17 protein-coding genes and 1 riboswitch are annotated in these 19,590 nt (G+C 33.9%); of the genes, 13 read left to right on the forward strand and 4 right to left on the reverse strand.

The genetic code is table 11. From position 1 onward, the window contains the following. Positions 1–195: 195 nt before the first annotated feature. The 4 genes from BN2665_RS19525 (at position 196) to BN2665_RS19540 (ending at position 4,154) form a co-directional block, all read left to right on the forward strand. Entirely contained in the window at positions 196–1,497 is a 1,302-nt protein-coding gene (locus BN2665_RS19525) for a tetratricopeptide repeat protein (RefSeq protein ID WP_055668792.1), read from the forward strand. 182 nt (positions 1,498–1,679) lie between these two features. After that, positions 1,680–2,855, forward strand: a complete 1,176-nt coding sequence (gene iadA, locus BN2665_RS19530; RefSeq protein WP_055668793.1) for a beta-aspartyl-peptidase — start codon at positions 1,680–1,682, stop codon at positions 2,853–2,855. 100 nt (positions 2,856–2,955) lie between these two features. Next, positions 2,956–3,270, forward strand: a complete 315-nt coding sequence (trxA, locus tag BN2665_RS19535) for a thioredoxin (RefSeq protein WP_055668794.1) — start codon at positions 2,956–2,958, stop codon at positions 3,268–3,270. A 20-nt stretch (positions 3,271–3,290) separates the two neighbouring features. Further along, positions 3,291–4,154 carry an NAD(P)/FAD-dependent oxidoreductase gene (locus tag BN2665_RS19540; RefSeq protein ID WP_055668795.1) on the forward strand — a complete coding sequence of 288 codons (864 nt, stop codon included), beginning with the start codon at positions 3,291–3,293 and terminating at the stop codon, positions 4,152–4,154. Between the two features lie 60 nt (positions 4,155–4,214). Here the strand turns inward: BN2665_RS19540 and BN2665_RS19545 are convergent, their stop codons facing one another. Further along, a complete protein-coding gene (locus tag BN2665_RS19545) occupies positions 4,215–4,862 on the reverse strand; it encodes a cell wall hydrolase (protein WP_082435967.1) in 648 nt (215 codons plus the stop codon). Positions 4,863–4,996: 134 nt separating this feature from the next. Beyond that, positions 4,997–5,998: a hypothetical protein gene (locus tag BN2665_RS19550; RefSeq protein ID WP_055668796.1), complete on the reverse strand. Its 1,002-nt coding sequence runs from the start codon at positions 5,996–5,998 to the stop codon at positions 4,997–4,999. A 209-nt stretch (positions 5,999–6,207) separates the two neighbouring features. Here BN2665_RS19550 and cdaA point away from each other — a divergent pair, with 209 nt between their 5' ends. The 5 genes from cdaA to BN2665_RS19575 all read left to right on the forward strand — a co-directional run bounded on the left by cdaA (position 6,208) and on the right by BN2665_RS19575 (position 12,728). Continuing rightward, positions 6,208–7,062, forward strand: coding sequence for a diadenylate cyclase CdaA (cdaA, locus tag BN2665_RS19555; RefSeq protein WP_055668797.1), 855 nt, complete (start codon positions 6,208–6,210; stop codon positions 7,060–7,062). Further along, on the forward strand, positions 7,026–8,234 hold the full coding sequence (locus BN2665_RS19560; protein WP_055668798.1) for a CdaR family protein: 1,209 nt from the start codon (positions 7,026–7,028) through the stop codon (positions 8,232–8,234). The genes cdaA and BN2665_RS19560 overlap by 37 nt, the downstream gene beginning before the upstream one ends. A 362-nt stretch (positions 8,235–8,596) precedes the next feature. Further along, positions 8,597–9,070 carry an NADH-quinone oxidoreductase subunit NuoE gene (gene nuoE, locus BN2665_RS19565; RefSeq protein WP_055668799.1) on the forward strand — a complete coding sequence of 158 codons (474 nt, stop codon included), beginning with the start codon at positions 8,597–8,599 and terminating at the stop codon, positions 9,068–9,070. A gap of 19 nt (positions 9,071–9,089) precedes the next feature. Next, entirely contained in the window at positions 9,090–10,973 is a 1,884-nt protein-coding gene (locus tag BN2665_RS19570; protein WP_055668800.1) for an NADH-quinone oxidoreductase subunit NuoF, read from the forward strand. Between the two features lie 15 nt (positions 10,974–10,988). Further along, positions 10,989–12,728: an NADH-dependent [FeFe] hydrogenase, group A6 gene (locus BN2665_RS19575; protein WP_055668801.1), complete on the forward strand. Its 1,740-nt coding sequence runs from the start codon at positions 10,989–10,991 to the stop codon at positions 12,726–12,728. 117 nt (positions 12,729–12,845) lie between these two features. Here the strand turns inward: BN2665_RS19575 and BN2665_RS19580 are convergent, their stop codons facing one another. Then, the gene (locus tag BN2665_RS19580) at positions 12,846–13,841 is read right to left on the reverse strand and encodes an HAAS signaling domain-containing protein (RefSeq protein WP_055668802.1); all 996 of its coding nucleotides are present in this window, start codon (positions 13,839–13,841) and stop codon (positions 12,846–12,848) included. Beyond that, positions 13,828–14,184 carry a PadR family transcriptional regulator gene (locus tag BN2665_RS19585; protein ID WP_055668803.1) on the reverse strand — a complete coding sequence of 119 codons (357 nt, stop codon included), beginning with the start codon at positions 14,182–14,184 and terminating at the stop codon, positions 13,828–13,830. The genes BN2665_RS19580 and BN2665_RS19585 overlap by 14 nt, the downstream gene beginning before the upstream one ends. Positions 14,185–14,380: 196 nt before the next feature. On the opposite strand from BN2665_RS19585, the gene BN2665_RS19590 reads away from it, so the two are divergent. From BN2665_RS19590 to buk (BN2665_RS19605), 4 genes are all read left to right on the forward strand, one after another. Beyond that, positions 14,381–15,982, forward strand: coding sequence for an NAD(P)/FAD-dependent oxidoreductase (locus BN2665_RS19590; RefSeq protein WP_055668804.1), 1,602 nt, complete (start codon positions 14,381–14,383; stop codon positions 15,980–15,982). Between the two features lie 86 nt (positions 15,983–16,068). Beyond that, the gene (buk, locus tag BN2665_RS19595) at positions 16,069–17,163 is read left to right on the forward strand and encodes a butyrate kinase (RefSeq protein ID WP_055668805.1); all 1,095 of its coding nucleotides are present in this window, start codon (positions 16,069–16,071) and stop codon (positions 17,161–17,163) included. Further along, positions 17,156–18,061, forward strand: a complete 906-nt coding sequence (gene ptb / locus BN2665_RS19600) for a phosphate butyryltransferase (protein ID WP_055668806.1) — start codon at positions 17,156–17,158, stop codon at positions 18,059–18,061. The genes buk (BN2665_RS19595) and ptb overlap by 8 nt, the downstream gene beginning before the upstream one ends. Before the next feature lie 19 nt (positions 18,062–18,080). Next, complete coding sequence (gene buk / locus BN2665_RS19605) at positions 18,081–19,142, forward strand: butyrate kinase (protein WP_055668807.1); 1,062 nt, start codon at positions 18,081–18,083, stop codon at positions 19,140–19,142. Positions 19,143–19,239: 97 nt separating this feature from the next. After that, positions 19,240–19,404: riboswitch (M-box (ykoK) riboswitch) on the forward strand. Positions 19,405–19,590: the final 186 nt, after the last annotated feature.

The raw sequence follows: 19,590 nt of genomic DNA on the forward strand, positions 1-19,590 counted from the left end.
TACTACATTATATAATAAAAAAGGTTACAAATTAATTAAATTTCCCATTATTAAGGAAAGCTTAAGAAATACTTAAGAAATAGAAGAATGCCTGCAAATTTTTGTAGGCATTTTTATTTATTGAATTTATAATAAGTATAGGAAGTTTAATTAGATTTTGTTACATATTAAAAGAAAATTTAAAGGATGGGCTTTATGGATAAAGATTATAAAAAAACCTATGCAAAAGCGATGAGTTATTATCAAGAGGGTCAAATAGGAAAGGCTATAGAGCTTTGTGAAAAGGGCATTTCTTTAAACATGAAAAATGCTGCTTTAATCAATTTGAAAGGAATGTTACTTTATCTATCTGGTGATTTAAATGGAGCTAAAGCTCTATGGGCATTAAATAAAGATTTTAATAATGATGGAGTAGCTAAAAAATACCTAGAGGATATTAAATTTGACTATAAAAGGCAGGAGGATTATGAGAAGGCCTTAGAGGCAGTAAGGAAATTAAAAATCTCAGAGGCATTAAACTTATTAGAATTTTGCAGAGAAAGTGATTTCAATAAAATAAATGTTTATAATCTCCTTACCTGTTGTTATATAAAGTTAGGAGATTATGAAAAAGCTAAGGAGTGCCTCCACAAGGTTTTTGAATTGGATAAGAGAAATAAAACCGCAGAGGAGAATAAAAAATTATTGAGGAAGTATGGCAATCTAGAAAATAAAACTTCTTATGGCAGGTACATAGCTATTCTAGTATGTATAGTTGTACTTATAGGAGTAGGTTATTTAGCTAAATATTATTTTTATAATAAGCCTAATAAGGATATTTCTTATAATAAAACAGAAATTTTAGAACAAAATAAGGAAGAGGCTATAAATAAAAATAAAGACGAAGCACAAGTAGAAAAGGATACTTCAAATAATGAAAATAAGGATGCGGAGAAAAAGGAAGTTGCTGAAGAAAAGAAACAGATAATAGAAGAGAAATTCCCAGAAGAGGAGTTTAAAAAATACTTATCTCAAAAGAATTTTAATAATTTATTTTCTCTTTATAGTACCTATAAGTCCTGGAAGGAAAAGCCCCTAAGTATAAATGAGAAGAGTCTATTGGTAAAATCAGAGGAGCTGCTTATGAAGGAAGGCGCAGAATTCTTTTATAATGAAGGTAAGGCATATATATCAAAAGGTGAAAATCTTAAAGCCGCAGAAGCCTTTTTAAAAGCCTTTGAATTTGGTAAGGGGTCTTATTTGCACCAGCATGTATTATATATGCTAGGATATAGCTATGAACAACTAAAGGAAGTGGAAAAAGCTTCAGCTTATTATGAAGAGTATCTGAAATATTTTCCTAAGGCTAACTACAGCGATAATGTATTATATAATCTAGCCATGATGTATAAAAATATTGATATCAATAAATCAAAGGAATATGCCCTTAAAATAGTTGAAAGATATCCAAAATCTCAGTACAACAATATAAATGTACAACAGATATTAAACCAATAATTTTTATTAGAGCCTCAAATTTTTAGGCACCGTAAAAAAAATAACTAGTCAAAGATGGGTGGTATATTTTGCGTAAGACAACGACACAGATTCCATTAATAGTGGACGCAGTATTACGCAAAATAGACGAGTAGACTGGCTAGTTATTTTTGGTAGATGCCTTATTAAGGGAGATATTGATCATGATAACCATAGTTAAAAATGTAGAGATATACGCACCAGAATCTTTAGGGTTAAAACAGGTAGTGTTAATAGGCGATAAAATTGAAGGTATTTATGACAACATTACTATACCAGAGAATTTTGTTAAGATAAATGTCATTGAGGGAGAAGGAAAGTATCTATTTCCTGGCTTTATTGATGCACATGTACATTTATTAGGTGGAGGCGGCGAAGGGGGCTTTAGCACAAGAACTCCTGAAATTCAACTTTCCAATATAATAGTTGGAGGTACAACCACAGTGGTTGGATGCTTAGGTACAGATAGTGTCTGCAGAGATATGAAGGCATTGATTGCAAAAGCCTACGCTTTAGAAGAAGAGGGTATAACCACCTATGTATATACAGGCTCCTATGAAATACCGGTAAAAAGCGTAACTGAAAGTATAAAAAGCGATATAATGCTTATAAATAAGATAATAGGTGTAGGCGAGGTGGCTCTTTCAGACCATCGTTCTTCCCAACCAAGTTATGAGGAATTTTTAAGATTAACCTCTCAAGCTAGAGTGGCAGGATTGCTCTCTGGAAAAGCCGGTATTGTCCATGTGCATATGGGTGATGGAGAGAGAAGGTTAGAGTTTCTTTATAGAATGCTTGAAGATACAGAAATACCCATTAAACAGATAGTACCTACCCATATAAATAGAAGTATAGATCTATTTAAATCTGGAGTGGAATATGCTAAAAGAGGTGGCTATTTGGATTTAACCACTAGCTCTGATCCCGAACACTTAGAAGAGAATGAGGTAAAAGCCAGCAAGGCCCTTAAAATGCTGCTAGAAGAAGGAATTCCTATTGAGCAAATAATGTTTTCCTCCGATGGTCAAGGTAGTTTGCCTAGGTTTGATGAGAAAAGACAGATGGTAGGATTGGGTATAGGGGAAGTGAGGTCCTTATATAGAGAGGTTAAGGATGCAGTGCAAAAGGATGGGGTGAAGCTAGAAACTGCTTTAAAAACCATAACCTCTAATGTGGCAGATGCTCTTAAGCTATCAAACAAAGGAAGGATTGGTCCAGGAAAAGATGCAGATTTAGTGTTGGTAAATAAAGAGGATTTAAGTATATATACTGTAATTGCGAAAGGCAAGGAAGTTGTTTTCGGAGATAGGGTTTTAGTTAAGGGAACTTTTGAGAACTAGAGTTTGCGAAAGGAAAAGTTATTGACTAATATATTTAAAAAGGATAAAATATATATTATACAAAATACCCAATAGGGGTATGAAAACGGAGGGAATAAATATGGTAAATCAAATAAATGATGCGAATTTTGAAAATGAAGTAGAAAAGGCAGAAGGAGTTGTAGTTGTTGACTTCTGGGCTCCATGGTGTGGACCATGTAAGATGTTAGGACCAGTTATAGAAGAGGTTTCTAACGAAATTACAAATGCTAAATTTACTAAGATCAATGTGGATGATAATCCAGTAGTTTCTCAAAAATATAGAATAGCAAGCATACCAACTGTAATGATATTTAAGAACGGAAACGTAGTAGAAACTATGGTAGGATTTAGACCTAAAGCTGAACTTGAGCAATTAATAATAAGAAATTTATAATCTCGTAAGGAGAGATAAAAGTGAATAATAGATATGATATTGCTATAGTAGGAAGCGGACCTGCTGGGCTATCTGCTGCTATAAATGCCAAGATACGAAACAAAAATATAATTGTTTTTGGTAATAAGGATTTTAGCAGCAAGCTTGTAAAAGCTCCTAAGATAAATAATTACCTAGGCTTTCACCATATTACAGGAGAAGAGTTAAAAGAGAAATTTCAAGAGCACATAGATTCCATGGATGTAAAACTTACTTTTGAAAGAATAAATAATATATATGCTATGGGAGATTATTTTGCCTTGATGGTTAATGAAAAAATCTATGAAGCAACTGCATTGGTATTAGCTACAGGAATAGAATATACAAAGCCTTTAAAAGGAGAAGAAGAGTTCTTAGGTAGAGGCGTAGGCTATTGTGCCACCTGTGATGCTCCTTTATATAGGGGAAAAAAGGTTACTATAATAGCTCATAACAAGGAAGCAGAAGAGGAAGCAAACTATGTAGCAGAGCTAGCTTCAAAGGTTTATTATGTACCTATGTATGAAAGTAACTATAATCTGAGAGGACCTATTGAAGTGATCAGACAAAAACCTATGGAAGTAATAGGTGAAGAAAGAGTAACTAAAGTAGCTTTTAAAAATAATGAAATATTAACAGATGGAGTATTTGTGCTAAAAGATAGCATTTCTCCGTCACAGCTTGTACCAGGTTTATTAATGGAAAACGGCCATATAAAAGTGGATAGAACCATGAAAACTAACATAGAAGGATGCTTTGCTGCAGGAGATTGCGTAGGCAGACCCTATCAATATATAAAAGCCGCAGGAGAGGGACTTATTGCAGCTCTAAGTGCGGTGAGCTATTTAGATTCTAAGGCTAAATAGAATTAATAATAAAAAAACTACCTCATTTTAGAAATTGCTTTCTATATGAGGTAGCTTTTTTTACTTTAAGTAATTTATTTCAAAAAACACATGGTTACCTATAGATTTCACATTAGCTTTATCAATATTTTTCATCCATTTTGATGTAGCAGTTTTAGGATTATAGAAAAATACTGCATTATTAGTAGGATCTTTTCCCCTTATTGCGTCCATAACAGCATTATAACAGCTCTCATCAGGAGTTGCTATTATTTTGCCATCTTTAACACAGGAAAAAGCATTTTTTTGATTAATTACCTCCTTTACGGACTTTGGAAAGCTGGGATGGGCCACTCGGTTTAATATTACTGAGGCTACAGCTACTTTTCCCTCATAGGGTTCACCCTTACTTTCAGCGTATACTATTTGAGACATCAGTTCAATGTCCCCTCTGCTTAAAAAAATTTTTTTATTAGATTGGCTAAATACTTCTACAATATCTTCACTTTCCTTATATAAATTAATACTTTTTCCACTATTATCGCTTACATCTATGTTTTTATATTTTACTTCCTCATACTTCCCATCCTCTTCAATTTTTACCCCAGCCTTAGGTAAAACGGTTAAAGTGGATAAATTCATTGATTCCTTGGTAGCCCCTTTTGCAATCATTGTAGTGTTTAAACAATAGATTAATAGGAAAACAAACACCAAGCAAAATCTTTTCATAAAAAACCTCCTTTAAAATTAAAGGATAACCATGTTATGTTAGTGTTAATGGTATTGTTCCCCAAGAAAAAAATTTAATTCATAAATTATAGGAGGCTGTAAAAAATATAGGTGCTTTTTTTCGCCGCCTCCTATCAACTTGTTACTTCCTTTTTTAATTCACCGAATATTTTGTTGAATCTTTCTAGGCTGTCTTGAAGATCTTCAAATTTTCCAATGGGATTCTCGTAGACACTAGCTAGGGTACTTTTGTCTAGAGAAGCATCTTTAGTTTTTATTCTTTCATTATTTACGCTAATGCGAAGATCCTTAAGATATAGTTCAAAAATATCCATTACTTCTTTTAATGAATTATAAGTATTTATACATTTTAAGGGTACTGTAAGACCTAAATATTCCTTTCTTATATCCTCGAAAGCCAATGTGCTTTTATCAATATCGTTTAAAACCACCTCAAAACTATACTCACCAGCTCTGCATTTTTCAATAGCTGGCTCCATATCCTCTGTAAGAGGCATAAATCTTGATAAAATATCTTCTATATTGTGTATAAAATCTGAGTTTTGACTAAAACTTATATCTGAGTCTCTTTGTGCTTTTACAATATTATTAATACTTTCATAGGACTTATTTATTGAGGTGACACTATCTTTTATATTTAATTTTGCTAGAGCGATATCATTATAATGTTTTAAGCACGTGTCCTTATAATTGCTTAATGCCATGGAGGATTGTTCTATATCTTTACTTTTAGGGTTATTCATTATGGCCTGTATTTGAGTAAAAAAAAGAATATTATTATTTATTCCTTCCTCTATATGTAGTAGAGTACTTTTATATTTAGAGTCTATTTTATAATTCTGAAATTCTGTTTTTAATTTTGATAGTCTGCTTAAGTTTTCTATAAAAATAGGTTTTAATGTGTCTATTTTTATATTCTTATCGTATAAGATATTGGAAAGTGTATGATTTATTTCATTTACTTCTACTATCTTTACCTTAAGAGGCTTTATGGCACTAGGTATGGAATTATTTTTAAAATAGCCGTATAAAGTAAAAATACACAAAAAAATAAGAATGGATAACAAAATGCCTAGCAAAATATTAAAATAATTTTTCTTTGAAATGTTTTCCATTTATTTCACCGCCTTGTAAAATTTATGGTTTATTATATTCTTGAAATATGGATAAAATTACTTGTAATAAAATAATGATGTTTTAAATTTTATGAAAATTGACTATACTATAACCTTTAAGATTAGTGTATAATTTTAATGTAAGGCATCTTTATAAAATATATGAATGTTTTTTTAGGGGCCTAACTTATTTTTAGAGGGTGAAGCTTTTGGATATACTGAACTTATTTATAAATACCGTTAAAAACATATCTATAATATCGGTTTTAGATATATTAGTAGTAGCATACTTTTTTTATAAAGCCTATATGCTTATAAAGGAAACCAGGGCAGAACAACTTTTAAAGGGTATACTTCTCATACTTATGCTTATGCCTATTAGTTGGTTTTTAAAGCTTACCATGGTATACACCATATTAAGCAGAACCATTACCATTGGGGTTCTATCTATTATAATTATTTTCCAGCCTGAAATAAGAAGAGCCTTAGAGCATTTAGGAAGAAGTGCTTTTAATGATAAGCACATACTTCAGGATGAAGAGATTATGGAAAAGGTTATTACAGAAATTGTAAACGCAGTGGATAACCTATCTCAAAGCAAGACTGGAGCACTTATTGCCATTGAGCAAAATACAGGTCTAGGAGAAGTGATATCTAATGGTACGAAAATAGATGCTATAGTATCTTCTGCTCTTTTAGAGAACATATTTGTGGTTAATACCCCTTTACATGATGGAGCTACGGTGATAAGAAATGATAGGATAATAGCCTCTGGCTGCGTTTTACCATTGACTAGCAACACTGATATAAATAAAAAACTAGGAACAAGGCATAGAGCTGCCATAGGATTATCGGAGGTATCTGATGCATTATTAGTAGTAGTTTCAGAAGAAACTGGAACTATATCTCTCGCAGCTAATGGAAGACTTACAAGAAATTATGATAAGGATAAGTTAAAGGATATTCTTATAAGAATTATGAAATATAGGCAGGCTAAAGTGTTGACTCTAGGAGAGAGGGTGAAGCTATGGATAAAAAGAAAAAAAGAGAAGAAATCCTCATAAGGATAGCTTGTTTAATTATATCCTTTGGGCTTTGGATTTATATATATAGTGTTGAAAATCCTATAAAAACTAACAAATTATCTAATGTACCGGTACAGATTTTAAACTCCGATGTGTTAGCTAATTCAAAGCTTACTATTCTGCCAGGTCAAAATTTTACTGTTACCTTATCTTTAGAGGGACCAGCTTCTGAAGTTTACGCAGCAAAACCAGAACAGTTTAAGGTAGAGTTGGATCTAGGAGTATATGCTGTAAAAAAGGGTGAAAATAAGATACCTGTAAACATACTTCAGCACCCACCTAATGTTAATGTGAAGAATGAAGGACTTATGGTGAAGGTTATTCTAGATGATCTTATAGAAAAAAGTGTGCCAATAAAATTAGATGCAGATACTTCAACAAAAACAGGATTTTATTCCTTTGATCCTATAGTAAAACCTACCAATGCCTTAGTTAGTGGACCAGCTCAGTATGTGGATTCTGTTAAATGGGTTTTAGCAAAAGGAAGCTTTAAAAATGCCGATAGCGATATATCTCTTACTTTGCCCCTTAAAGCTGTAGATGAGGCGTTTAGAGATGTTCTTGAGGTGAAAGTAAATCCAACAAATGCAGATGTGATTATACCTGTTAAAAAGGCAAAGACTGTGGATATAAACGTTAAAACTAAGGGAACTTTAAACAAAGGCTTCTTATTAAAGTCTATTGATGCCATACCAATTAAGATAGACATAGCAGGAGATGATGCTACTGTAAGAAATATAAATTCTATAGATACGGAGCCTATAGATTTATCACTTATTAATTCTTCTAAAGAGGTAGCAGTAAAGCTAGTGGTACCTAAAAATGTAACCTTAGTAAACAGTAAGGATATTATTAACGTAAAAATAAATGTAGAGACTATAGTTCAAAAGACCATATCCAGAACCATAGCCTTAACAAATTTAAATGAACAGTTAAAGGCCGTATTGGATAAGGATAAAATTTCTATAGTAATACAAGGGCCTGAAAGCTTGATAAATGATTTAAAAGAAGAAGATTTAATTCCTACTATTGATTTGTCGGGTCAGGTAGAAGGAGAATTTAACTTAGCTCCTAAGATTAAAGCCAAGGAAGGAGTAACTATTATTAGCTTTACTCCAGAGAAAATAAAGGTTACTATATCAAAAAAATAGACGAGCATAAAAGGCATTTTGTATTGAATTAATTCATGCAAAACGCCTTTTTCATTGTAGAAAAAATTTCACTAAGAAATTGTCAATTTACTAACTAACAAACCATCTTTTAAATAATTTTTAAAAGTAACTTGTTTAAATTTAGCAGAGAGTTTTTTTTAGGTAATAAATAATGCAAGCTAAAGCTATAAGCACTAAAATGAAATAATATGGCAATAAACTCAAGAATTTTTAGAAAAATGACAACATTAGCCCAATTTTGAATTTATTTAATTGACTTTATATGTTATAATCATTATGCTGTTATTAATTTAACAATATATAGAGTAATTTATATATGGTAAGCTATAGGAGGTTTTTTAATGAATAATCGTTTATCTGAAGAGAAATTCAAAGAGCTAGGACAGTATATTAATGACTTACCATCAAAGGAAGGAGCACTAATACAAGTATTGCATAGAGCTCAGCATATATTTGGCTATCTTCCAAAAGAGGTACAAGTATTTATCAGTGAAAAGCTTAATGTACCTGCTTCTAAAGTCTATGGAGTAGTGAGCTTTTATTCCTATTTTACCACAGAGCCTAGAGGGGAGCATGTTATAAGCATTTGTTTAGGGACTGTATGCTTTGTTAAGGGTGCTGGAAAAATATTAGGAGAATTCGAAAAGAAATTAAACATAAAATGTGGAGAAACTACCTCAGACGGGAAGTATACCTTAGAAGCTTTAAGATGTATAGGTGCTTGTGGTAAAGCTCCAGTTTTAACTGTAGATGGAAAATTATATGGTAATGCCACTGTAGATGATGTAGAAAAAATATTGGACCAGTACAAATAGGTATTAGGGGGATATGCATATGGTTAAAATTAATTCAATAGATGAGCTTAAAGCTTTAAGCGAGGAATATAAATCCTTACTAGACTTAAGAGTAAATTATGAAACTTTAAGAAGCAATACTCAATATAAGGAAGTATTAGTCTGTGGAGGAACTGGTTGTCATTCTTCAGATAGTGATATCATAATTAAAAACCTATGTGATGGAATTGAAAAAGCAGGATTAAAGGACAAAGTTAATGTATCTATGACAGGCTGCTTTGGATTTTGTGCTCAAGGGCCTATAGTTAAGGTAATGCCTGATGATGTTTTCTATGTAAAGGTTACCACTGAGGATGCTGAGGAGATTATTAACGAGCATTTATTAAAGGGAAAAATTATAGATAGATTATTATATGATAACGGAAACGAAAATAAAAAAATAAGTAAAAGCGAAGATATGCCTTTCTATAAAAAACAAATGAGAATTGCACTAAGAAATTGCGGTATTATAAATCCAGAGGATATAAGAGAATGCATTGGTGCAGAGGGATATTTAGCCTTAGGAAAGGTTATAACTTCTATGACTAAGGAAGAGGTTATTTCCTTAATGAAGGAGTCGGGACTAAGAGGAAGAGGGGGAGCAGGGTTCCCTACAGGAAAGAAGTGGGAGGCTACTAAAGTAGCTGAGGCTGATAAGAAATATGTAATATGTAATGCGGATGAAGGAGACCCAGGAGCCTTTATGGATAGATCTGTATTGGAGGGAGATCCTCATAGCGTTCTTGAGGCCATGGCCATATGTGGATATGCTATAGGCTCTGATACAGGATATATTTATATAAGAGCAGAATATCCTCTAGCCATCGATAGACTTAGAATTGCTATAGAACAAGCTAGGGAACAAGGTTTATTAGGTAAAAATATTTTAGGTACTGATTTTAGCTTTGATATAGAATTAAAATATGGAGCAGGAGCCTTCGTATGTGGTGAAGGTACAGCTTTAATGCACTCTATAGAAGGAAAAAGAGGAGAACCTCGTATGAAACCGCCAAGTTCCTCTAAAAAAGGATTATGGCAAAAACCCACCTGCTTAAACAATGTAGAGACCTTTGCTAATGTACCTGCCATTATCAATAATGGAGCTGAATGGTACAAAAATATCGGAACACAAAAATCTGCAGGTACTAAGGTATTTGCTTTAGGTGGAAAAATAAATAATGTAGGACTAGTTGAAGTTCCAATGGGTACAACTCTTAGAGAGGTAATCTTCGATATAGGTGGAGGAATACCTGATAATAAGAAGTTTAAAGCTGTACAAACCGGTGGACCTTCAGGAGGTTGTATTCCAGATAAATATTTAGACTTGGCTATAGATTTTGAAAGCTTAAATTCCATAGGCTCTATGATGGGCTCGGGAGGAATGCTAGTATTAGATGAAGATGATTGCATGGTAGATATAGCTAAATTTTTCTTAGAGTTTACTGTAGATGAGTCTTGCGGAAAATGTACACCTTGCCGTATAGGAAATAAAAGATTACATGAAATGCTTATAAAGATTACCGAAGGAAAAGGTACAGAGCAGGATTTAGTAGATTTAAAGGAACTGGCAGAGGTTATAACAGAAACTTCACTATGTGGCTTAGGAAAGAGCGCGCCAAACCCAGTTTTAAGCACATTAAAATATTTTATGAATGAATATGAAGCTCACGTAAAACACAAAAAATGTCCAGCTAAGGTATGTCAAAGCTTAGTTGAATACTTCATAACAGAAAAATGTATAGGATGTACTAGATGCTCAAGAATATGTCCAGCCTCAGCTATTACAGGAAAAGTTAAAGAAAGACATGTAATAGATAAGGAAAAATGCTTAAAATGCGGTGCTTGTGTGGCAGAATGTAAGTTTACTGCCATAATTAAAGCTTAAAGGTGAGGTGTAAGTATGAGTTTAATAAAGGTTAATATAAATGGAAAAAATATAATGGTGGAAAAAGGAACCTCCATTTTAGATGCAGCAAAAGAATTAAATATAAAAATACCTACTTTATGCCATTTGAATCTTCATAGCTTTAAAATGGTTAATCAGGTAGCTTCCTGCCGTGTATGTATGGTAGAAGCAGATGGCAAGCTAGTACCAGCCTGTGCCACCCCAGTTTACGATGGTATGGTAATAAAGACGGATACTTTAAAGGCTATAAAATATAGAAGAACTGTAGTTGAATTGATTTTGTCTAATCATCCGCAGGATTGCTTATTATGCGAAAAGAATTTAGATTGCGAATTGCAGTCCTTAGCAGCAGACTTAGGCATAAGACATATAAGATTTAAGGGCGAGAAGACTAATTTTGGTGTGGATCATTCCAGTAAGTCTATAGTTAAAGACTTAGATAAATGTATACTTTGCAGAAGATGTGAAACCATGTGCAGTGAAGTGCAAACAGTAAATGTGCTATCTGGAGTAGATAGAGGCTTCCATACTGTAGTAGCTCCCTTTTTCAATAGTCCATTACATGAAACAGTATGTACCTTCTGTGGACAATGTGTTTCAGTTTGTCCTACAGGAGCCCTAACAGAAGTAAATAATATCTCTAAGGTATGGAGAGCACTAAATACAGAAGGCAAAACTGTAGTGGTTCAGGTTGCGCCAGCTGTTAGAGTAGCCCTTGGTGAGGAATTTGGTATGGAGCCCGGTTCTATAGTTACAGGTAAAGTAGTAAGTGCCCTAAGAAAATTAGGATTTGATAGAGTTTTTGATACAGATTTTGCAGCAGACTTAACTATCATTGAAGAGGCTTCAGAATTTATTCATAGGGTTAAGCATGGTGGAAGGTTGCCAATGCTAACCAGTTGTTGTCCTGCTTGGGTTAAATTCTTTGAGCATCAGTTCCCAGAACTTATAGATATACCATCAACTTGTAAATCTCCTCATCAAATGCTAGGAGCAGTAGCTAAGAGCTATTTCGCACAAAAGATGGAGATAAATCCTGAGGATGTAACGGTGGTATCCATAATGCCTTGCGTAGCTAAGAAATATGAAATATCAAGACCAGAATTAGAAAATGAAGAAGGCATAAAGGATGTAGACATAGTTATTACCACAAGAGAGCTAGCAAGGATGATAAAAGAAGCAGGAATAGACTTCGAAAACTTAGAGGACGAGAACTTTGATAATCCTTTAGGTGAAAGTACAGGAGCTTCTGTAATATTTGGAGTAACTGGAGGAGTTTTAGAGGCTGCAGTTAGAACTGCTTACGAATTCTACACAGGAGAATCCTTAGATAAGGTTGAATTCCATGATTTAAGAGGCTTCCAAGGTATTAAAGAAGCTAAGATTCAAATGGGAGACATAGAATTAAATGTAGCAGTAGCCAGCAGCTTAGGTAATGCTAGAAAGATACTAGAAAACATTCAACAAGGAAAGTGCCAATATCATCTAATAGAAATAATGGCTTGTCCAGGCGGATGTATAGACGGCGGCGGTCAGCCTTATCATAAGGGAGACTTAGACATTATTAAAAAGCGCGCAGAGGGTATATACAAAGAAGATAGAGGAAAGACTTTAAGAAAATCTAATCAAAATCCTTATATTAAGAAGCTATATGATGAATTTATTGGAGAGCCTCATGGAGAAAAAGCCCATGAATTACTTCATACTTCATACTTTAAGAGAAATAAGATATAAATATTTTAATTTATAGTGCTTAGTTAAGGAGACTTTTTCTAAGAAAAAGCTTGAGAATAAGTTTCAAAGGTCTATCTCAAAATAGAAATTAATTTCCGTTTTGAGATAGACCCTTTTTTACTTTCTCAGTTTAACAAATGTCTTAATGCTCTCCCACAGGTTAATTATGACGAAAACAATAGCAAATCCCCAAAGGGCCTTAAATGTTATCTCGTTTATTTGAGAAAGAGGTAGGTTAGTTAAATTAGAAAATTCTGATATGAAATTTTCATTTATTAAAGAGTTATCAGTTGCCATTACACAGACAAGAATAGATATTGAAATATTGTGAGCAGCATCAGCAATGGCTAGAGGGATACTCCATCGCGTTGCAATAAATTTGTAGATTAAAATACTAAACTCAACAAGTGCAAGACAAACAATTATCAGAATATAGTTATTTAAACATTCAGTGACAAACAAGGGCGCCGCCGTGGCAAGACCATTTTGACCTTTAGTATATAAAGCTATAAGCTGGGGATTGAAATATAATAGTGAAGTGAAGAATATTATACAAATCATGGAGATAGCAGTTTCACTACGGGAGATTTTCAGCTTTTTTATTTCAGACAAGGATGGTAAATCCTCTGGAGACCAATCTTTCTTAGTAAAGGGCAGTTTACCTTTATCTATTCCCGTTCTCTCAAGTATGGCAAAGATTAAAGTAACCCATAAAGCAGCTTGTATTATTCCTTCAAAAACAGCTGCTAGTGCGTTTGTAAAAAGCTTAATAGATACTTCAACTGGGCTTCCAAGAATAGGGGAGTTTATAACACCTTGCATTAAAGCTATGGACGCAAATACCATTGAAGCAATACTTATAACTAATTTAAGCACAGACAAATATTGATCATATAGGCCAGGACCTATCAAATATCTTTTTACTTGTCTATATTCATCTGCAAGGTTAGCTGGGTTGCCAAGCTTTTTTAGTACTTCTCGGATATCAGATTCCGATGGGTTTTCAGGTAGCATGTCCTCTATATTAGCCTGAAGTTCTCTTTTTACATCTTCACGTATATCTTCGGGCAAATGGGAAGTCACAGCATATAAATAACGATCAATCAGTTCCATTCTCATCATCCTCCAACAATAATTGTTCTAATTGAATACAAATTGATTTCCATTCACTTTTTAAGCGTTGATACACTAACTTTCCTTCGGGGCTTAAAACGTAAAACTTCCTTGGGCGACTTTCGGTGGTATCCCATTGACTTATTAAAAGTTGTTGCTTTTCTAAGCGACGTAGTAAAGGATATAATGTCCCTGCCTCAACTAACGTATTTTTCTCTTCTAATTTTTGTACAAGGGAATAGCCGTATTCTGGATTGTTAAGCTGGCTAAGCACAGAAAGCACTAGAGTCCCTCGTCTCAGTTCTACAATAAGTGAACTAACTAATTCATCTATTGAATTCATGAAATCACCTCATTTTTATTATAGTGTGTGACATACACTATTGTCAATATAATACTATTATTAAAATGAAAATATTATAAAATAATTCTAGAGTATATTAACTAATTATGGGCTAAAAATGCTTCGCATTTTTTCCATAGAATGTGATACAATAAATAGCGTATACTAAGAACAAAAGCCTTAGGAGGGTTTTATTGTGAGCGTTAGAATAAATAATTTAATTTTAGATATAGAAGAAGATTTAGAGCTTTTGGAAAGAAAAGCAGCAAAAAAGCTGAACATGGATATAAGAAGCATTAAAGACTTTAAAATAGTTAAAGAATCCATAGATGCTAGAAGAAAAAATGCTATTAAGTTTAACTATTGTGTAGATATAAGCTGTGATAATGAGGCAAGACTAGTGGCAAAAATCAATGATAGAGATGTAAAGCTAGAGGAAGTAGTTTATAATGAAAAGTTTAGCTATGGAGAGAAAAAATTAAATCATAGACCTGTAGTGGTGGGTATGGGACCTGCAGGAATCTTTGCAGCTTTATTACTAGCAAGGAAGGGTTATAGACCTTTAGTTATTGAAAGAGGAGAAAGAGTAGAGGAGAGAACTCTAAGTGTAGAAAGGTTTTGGAAAGAAGGTTTGCTGAACTTAGAATCCAACGTACAATTTGGAGAAGGGGGAGCAGGAACCTTTTCTGATGGAAAGCTTACTACAAGGATAAAGGACACTAGATGCGACTTTATCTTAGAAGAACTAGTAAAAGGAGGAGCACCTAAAGAGATTATTTATATGGGCAAGCCCCATATAGGTACTGACATATTAAAAGAAGTGGTAAAAAACATAAGAGAAGAAATTATAAAATTAGGTGGAGAAATATTATTTAGCAGTAAATTAGAAGAGATCAAAGAGCAAAATGGTAAAATAAAAGCTATCACAGTAAATAATGAGGAAATTCCATGTGAAGCTTTAATTCTAGCTATTGGCCATAGTTCTAGAGATACCTATGAAATGCTTCATAAGTCACAAATACATATGGAACCTAAACCTTTTGCTATAGGGGTCAGAGCTGAGCATAAACAAAGCCTTATAGATTTGAACCAATATGGGAAGTATGCTGGACATCCAAGATTAAAGGCAGCGGATTATAGATTGACTCACACTAGTAAAGCTACAGGTAGAGCCGTATATAGCTTTTGCATGTGTCCTGGAGGAGAAGTAGTAGCTGCTTCCTCGGAAGAAAATAGATTAGTTACTAATGGAATGAGTAACTATAGAAGAGATAAGGATAATGCTAATGCAGCCTTAGCGGTAACTGTAGGACCAAAGGATTTTGGAGGAAATTCACCTTTAAGTGGAATGGAATTTCAAAGGCATTATGAAGGTTTAGCTTTTAAGCTTGGAGGAGGCAAATATATGGCTCCTGTACAGCTAGTTGGGGATTTTCTAAAGGATAGAGTAAGTGAAAAATTAGGGTCTATTGCACCAAGCTATAGACCAGGTTGTGAATTCAGAGATTTAAGAGAATGTCTTCCAAGCTATGTGGTAGAAACCTTAAAAGAGGGTCTGGTGGAATTTGATAAAAAGATAAAAGGCTTTGCTACAGAGGATGCCCTGCTTATGGGTATTGAAACTAGAACTTCAGCTCCTGTTAGGATTGAAAGAAATGAAAGGCTTCAAAGCATTTCCTTAGAGGGATTATACCCCGCTGGAGAAGGGGCTGGATTTGCTGGAGGCATTGTGTCGGCAGCTGTGGATGGTTTAAAGGTTGCTGAAAGTATCATGAAAGAATTCAAACCCTTCATTTGATTTTTCTGAAAACTTGTGTTTTCAGAAAAATCTTTGTTACAATATAAACATGGGTGAAAATTTAATATGCATGGAGGATGCTATATATGAGTAAAAAGGATTACATAGTAGCCATTAACCCTGGATCCACTTCTACTAAAATAGCTATATATAAGGGAGAAGAATGTATAGCTGTAGAAAATCTATCTCATAGTTCAGAAGAAATAAAGAAATTTGAAAACATTTACGACCAAAAGGATATGAGAACAGAAGTTATCCTAAATTGGATAAAGGATCAAAATATTGACCTGAAAGATATTGCAGCAGTAGTGGGAAGAGGCGGTCTATTAAGACCTATGCCTGGTGGCACATATTTAGTCACAGAAAAAATGGTTGAAGATTTGAAGGTTGGTTATCAAGGGCAACACGCTTCGAACTTAGGTGGAATCATAGCAAGAAATATAGCAACAGATTTAAACATTCCAGCCTTTATTGTAGATCCTGTAGCAGTAGATGAATTAGAGGACATTGCTAGGATTTCAGGTATGCCAGAAATACCAAGAAGGTCCTTAGTACATGCTCTAAACATCAAAGCTGTAACTAGAAGAGTTTGTGAAAAAACTAACAAAAAATTTGAAGAGGGTTCCTATGTAGTAGCCCATTTAGGAGGAGGAATTTCTGTAGCTCCTATAAAAAATGGAAGAATAGTTGATGTTAACAATGCTAATGAAGATGGTCCATTTTCGCCAGAAAGAGCAGGGGGACTTCCTGTGGGAGATATAGCCAAGCTTGCTTTTAGTGGTAAGTATGCCCATGCTCAAATGAAGAAGAAGATGGTAGGAGAAGCAGGCTTAGTAGGATATTTAGGAACTAATGATGGTAGAATTGTTGATAAGATGATAGAAGAGGGAGACAAGAAGGCAGAATTAATCTTCCATGCCATGGCTTACCAAATAGCTAAAGAAATCGGAGCTATGTCCACAGTATTAAGTGGAAAAATAGATGCCATTATATTAACTGGGGGACTCGCTCATAATAAAAAACTTGTAAAATGGATGTCAGAAATGGTGGGTTTTATAGCTCCTATTGAGTTAGTACCAGGAGAAGATGAGATGCTGGCTTTGGTTCAAGGAGCTTTAAGAATAATCAAAGGAGAAGAAAATCCAAAAATCTACGAAGAAGAGGTGCACATTAATGGTTAGAAGCTTTAATGAAGTGTTAGAAAAAGTTAAATCATCAGAAATTAAAAAGGTAGCAGTTGCGGTAGCACAAGATGAACCAGTATTAGAAGCTATTAAAGAAGCAAAGGCTAAGGGATTAGCAGAAGCTATATTAGTTGGGGATGAAAATGAAATAAAAGCTATAGCAGAAAAGCTAGGTATGGATTTATCCTTATACGAAGTTATACACGAGGTAAATCCTTCAAAGGCTGCTTTAAAAGCTGTAGAATTAGTATCCACAGGAAAAGCAGACATGGTAATGAAGGGATTAGTAGATACAGCTAACTTTTTAAGAGCAGTATTAAATAAAGAAGTAGGTCTAAGAACAGGAAAGCTAATGTCTCACGTAGCAGTATTTGAAATACCAGCTTTTGATAGATTAATATTTATGACTGATGCAGCTTTTAATATGTATCCAGATTTAAAGGCTAAAATAGATATATTAAACAATGCTGTTAAGGTTGCTCATGCAGTAGGAATAGACATGCCTAAGGTAGCTCCAATCTGTGCAGTAGAAGTAGTTAATCCAGATATGCCTGCTACAGTAGATGCTTCAATTCTGTCAAAGATGAATGACAGAGGACAGATAAAGGGATGTATAGTAGACGGACCTTTAGCTTTAGACAATGCTTTATCTGAGGAAGCAGCAGCTCACAAAAAAGTTTCAGGACCAGTGGCAGGAAAAGCAGATATAATGCTTTTACCTAATATAGATTCAGCAAATGTAATGTATAAAACCTTAACTTATACAACAGATTCTAAAAATGGTGGTATATTAGTGGGAACTTCAGCACCAGTTATATTGACCTCAAGAGCAGATAGCTTTGAAACTAAGGTGAATTCTATAGCTCTAGCAGCATTAGTTGCTGCGGCAAAATAAATAAAGTGGGGGTATCAAAATGTCATTTAAATTATTAATAATCAATCCCGGTTCTACTTCAACCAAAATAGGTGTTTACGAGGATGAAAAAGCGATATTAGTAGAAACCTTAAGACATTCTTCTGAGGAAATAGCTAAATATGAACATATTTATGACCAATTTCAATTTAGAAAAAATGTTATTTTAGATGTACTAAAAGAAAAGGATATAGATATTAAAACTTTAAATGCTATAGTAGGAAGAGGAGGACTTTTAAAGCCCATAGAAGGTGGAACCTATGCCGTAAATGACAAGATGCTAGAGGACTTAAAAGTTGGCGTACAAGGACAACATGCTTCTAATTTAGGTGGAATTATAGCTAATGAGATAGCTAAGGAATTAAGTGTTCCAGCCTTTATAGTGGACCCTGTAGTAGTAGATGAAATGGAAGATATAGCAAGAATATCAGGAATGCCAGAAATTGAAAGAAAGAGCATATTCCATGCATTAAATCAAAAGGCGGTAGCTAAGAGATATGCTAAGGAAAATAGTAAAAAATATGAAGATACTAACGTAATAGTAGCTCATATGGGAGGCGGAGTTTCTGTAGGAGCTCATAAAGCCGGAAGAATAGTAGATGTAAATAACGCTTTAGATGGAGAAGGACCATTTTCACCAGAAAGAAGCGGTGGAGTTCCAATAGGCGATTTAGTAAAGCTATGCTTTAGCGGAAAATATACTCTAGATGAGATAAAGAAAAAGATAAACGGAAAAGGCGGCTTTGTAGCTTACCTAAACACCAATGATGCTAGAGAAGTACAAGATTCTACAGATGCTAAAGCTTCATTAGTATATGATGCTATGGGATATCAAGTAGCCAAGGAAATAGGAAAGTGTGCAGCCGTGTTATGCGGGAAGGTTGAAGCTATAATTCTTACTGGAGGAATAGCTTACAGCAAGAGAATGGTAGATTACATTAAGGAAAGAGTAGACTTTATAGCACCAGTGGTAGTTTATCCAGGAGAAGACGAGCTTTTAGCCTTAGCTGAAGGAGCTCTTAGAGTATTAACAGGAGAAGAGCCTGCTAAGGAATATAAATAAGAAAAATAAAAAAGCAAAAAGAACCTAAATTTATATAGGTTCTTTTTGGTTGACAGGATAGTCATAAAGAGGTATACTCATATTGAAATTAGAATTAAATATATTATGTTAGGTGAGGCTCCTATATAGATACACGCTACTGCCCAAAAATATCGAAAGATGCCAATGGGTCAACAGGAATTGCCGGATTAAGGCTTTTTCTAACGTAGCTGAGCTAAAGCTCAAAGCTATATAGTGCTAAAACTCAACGAGGTAGAATAAAGCATATTAATTTATTTTAATATGTTATTGAACTTGTAATTGAGCCTTTCCTTTTGGAGAGGTTTTTTATATTTTAAAAAAATTAGTTTATGGAGGTGAAGGAAATGGAAGGTAGTAGTATGGGCGGTGGACCTAGATATGGTTTATATAGTTATATAATAAAGCAACGGGATACTATTATCTCTAT

Source organism: Desnuesiella massiliensis (assembly GCF_001403615.1).
GTDB classification, from domain to species: domain Bacteria; phylum Bacillota; class Clostridia; order Clostridiales; family Clostridiaceae; genus Desnuesiella; species Desnuesiella massiliensis.

Excerpts from the sequence above, each read along its gene's own strand:
- BN2665_RS19525 (WP_055668792.1), top strand. The coding sequence starts at position 196 with ATGGATAAAGATTATAAAAAAACCTATGCAAAAGCGATGAGTTATTAT.
- iadA (WP_055668793.1), top strand. The coding sequence starts at position 1,680 with ATGATAACCATAGTTAAAAATGTAGAGATATACGCACCAGAATCTTTA.
- trxA (WP_055668794.1), top strand. The coding sequence starts at position 2,956 with ATGGTAAATCAAATAAATGATGCGAATTTTGAAAATGAAGTAGAAAAG.
- BN2665_RS19545 (WP_082435967.1), bottom strand. The coding sequence starts at position 4,862 with ATGAAAAGATTTTGCTTGGTGTTTGTTTTCCTATTAATCTATTGTTTA.
- BN2665_RS19550 (WP_055668796.1), bottom strand. The coding sequence starts at position 5,998 with ATGGAAAACATTTCAAAGAAAAATTATTTTAATATTTTGCTAGGCATT.
- BN2665_RS19560 (WP_055668798.1), top strand. The coding sequence starts at position 7,026 with ATGGATAAAAAGAAAAAAAGAGAAGAAATCCTCATAAGGATAGCTTGT.
- nuoE (WP_055668799.1), top strand. The coding sequence starts at position 8,597 with ATGAATAATCGTTTATCTGAAGAGAAATTCAAAGAGCTAGGACAGTAT.
- BN2665_RS19570 (WP_055668800.1), top strand. The coding sequence starts at position 9,090 with ATGGTTAAAATTAATTCAATAGATGAGCTTAAAGCTTTAAGCGAGGAA.
- BN2665_RS19575 (WP_055668801.1), top strand. The coding sequence starts at position 10,989 with ATGAGTTTAATAAAGGTTAATATAAATGGAAAAAATATAATGGTGGAA.
- BN2665_RS19580 (WP_055668802.1), bottom strand. The coding sequence starts at position 13,841 with ATGGAACTGATTGATCGTTATTTATATGCTGTGACTTCCCATTTGCCC.
- BN2665_RS19585 (WP_055668803.1), bottom strand. The coding sequence starts at position 14,184 with ATGAATTCAATAGATGAATTAGTTAGTTCACTTATTGTAGAACTGAGA.
- buk (WP_055668805.1), top strand. The coding sequence starts at position 16,069 with ATGAGTAAAAAGGATTACATAGTAGCCATTAACCCTGGATCCACTTCT.
- ptb (WP_055668806.1), top strand. The coding sequence starts at position 17,156 with ATGGTTAGAAGCTTTAATGAAGTGTTAGAAAAAGTTAAATCATCAGAA.
- buk (WP_055668807.1), top strand. The coding sequence starts at position 18,081 with ATGTCATTTAAATTATTAATAATCAATCCCGGTTCTACTTCAACCAAA.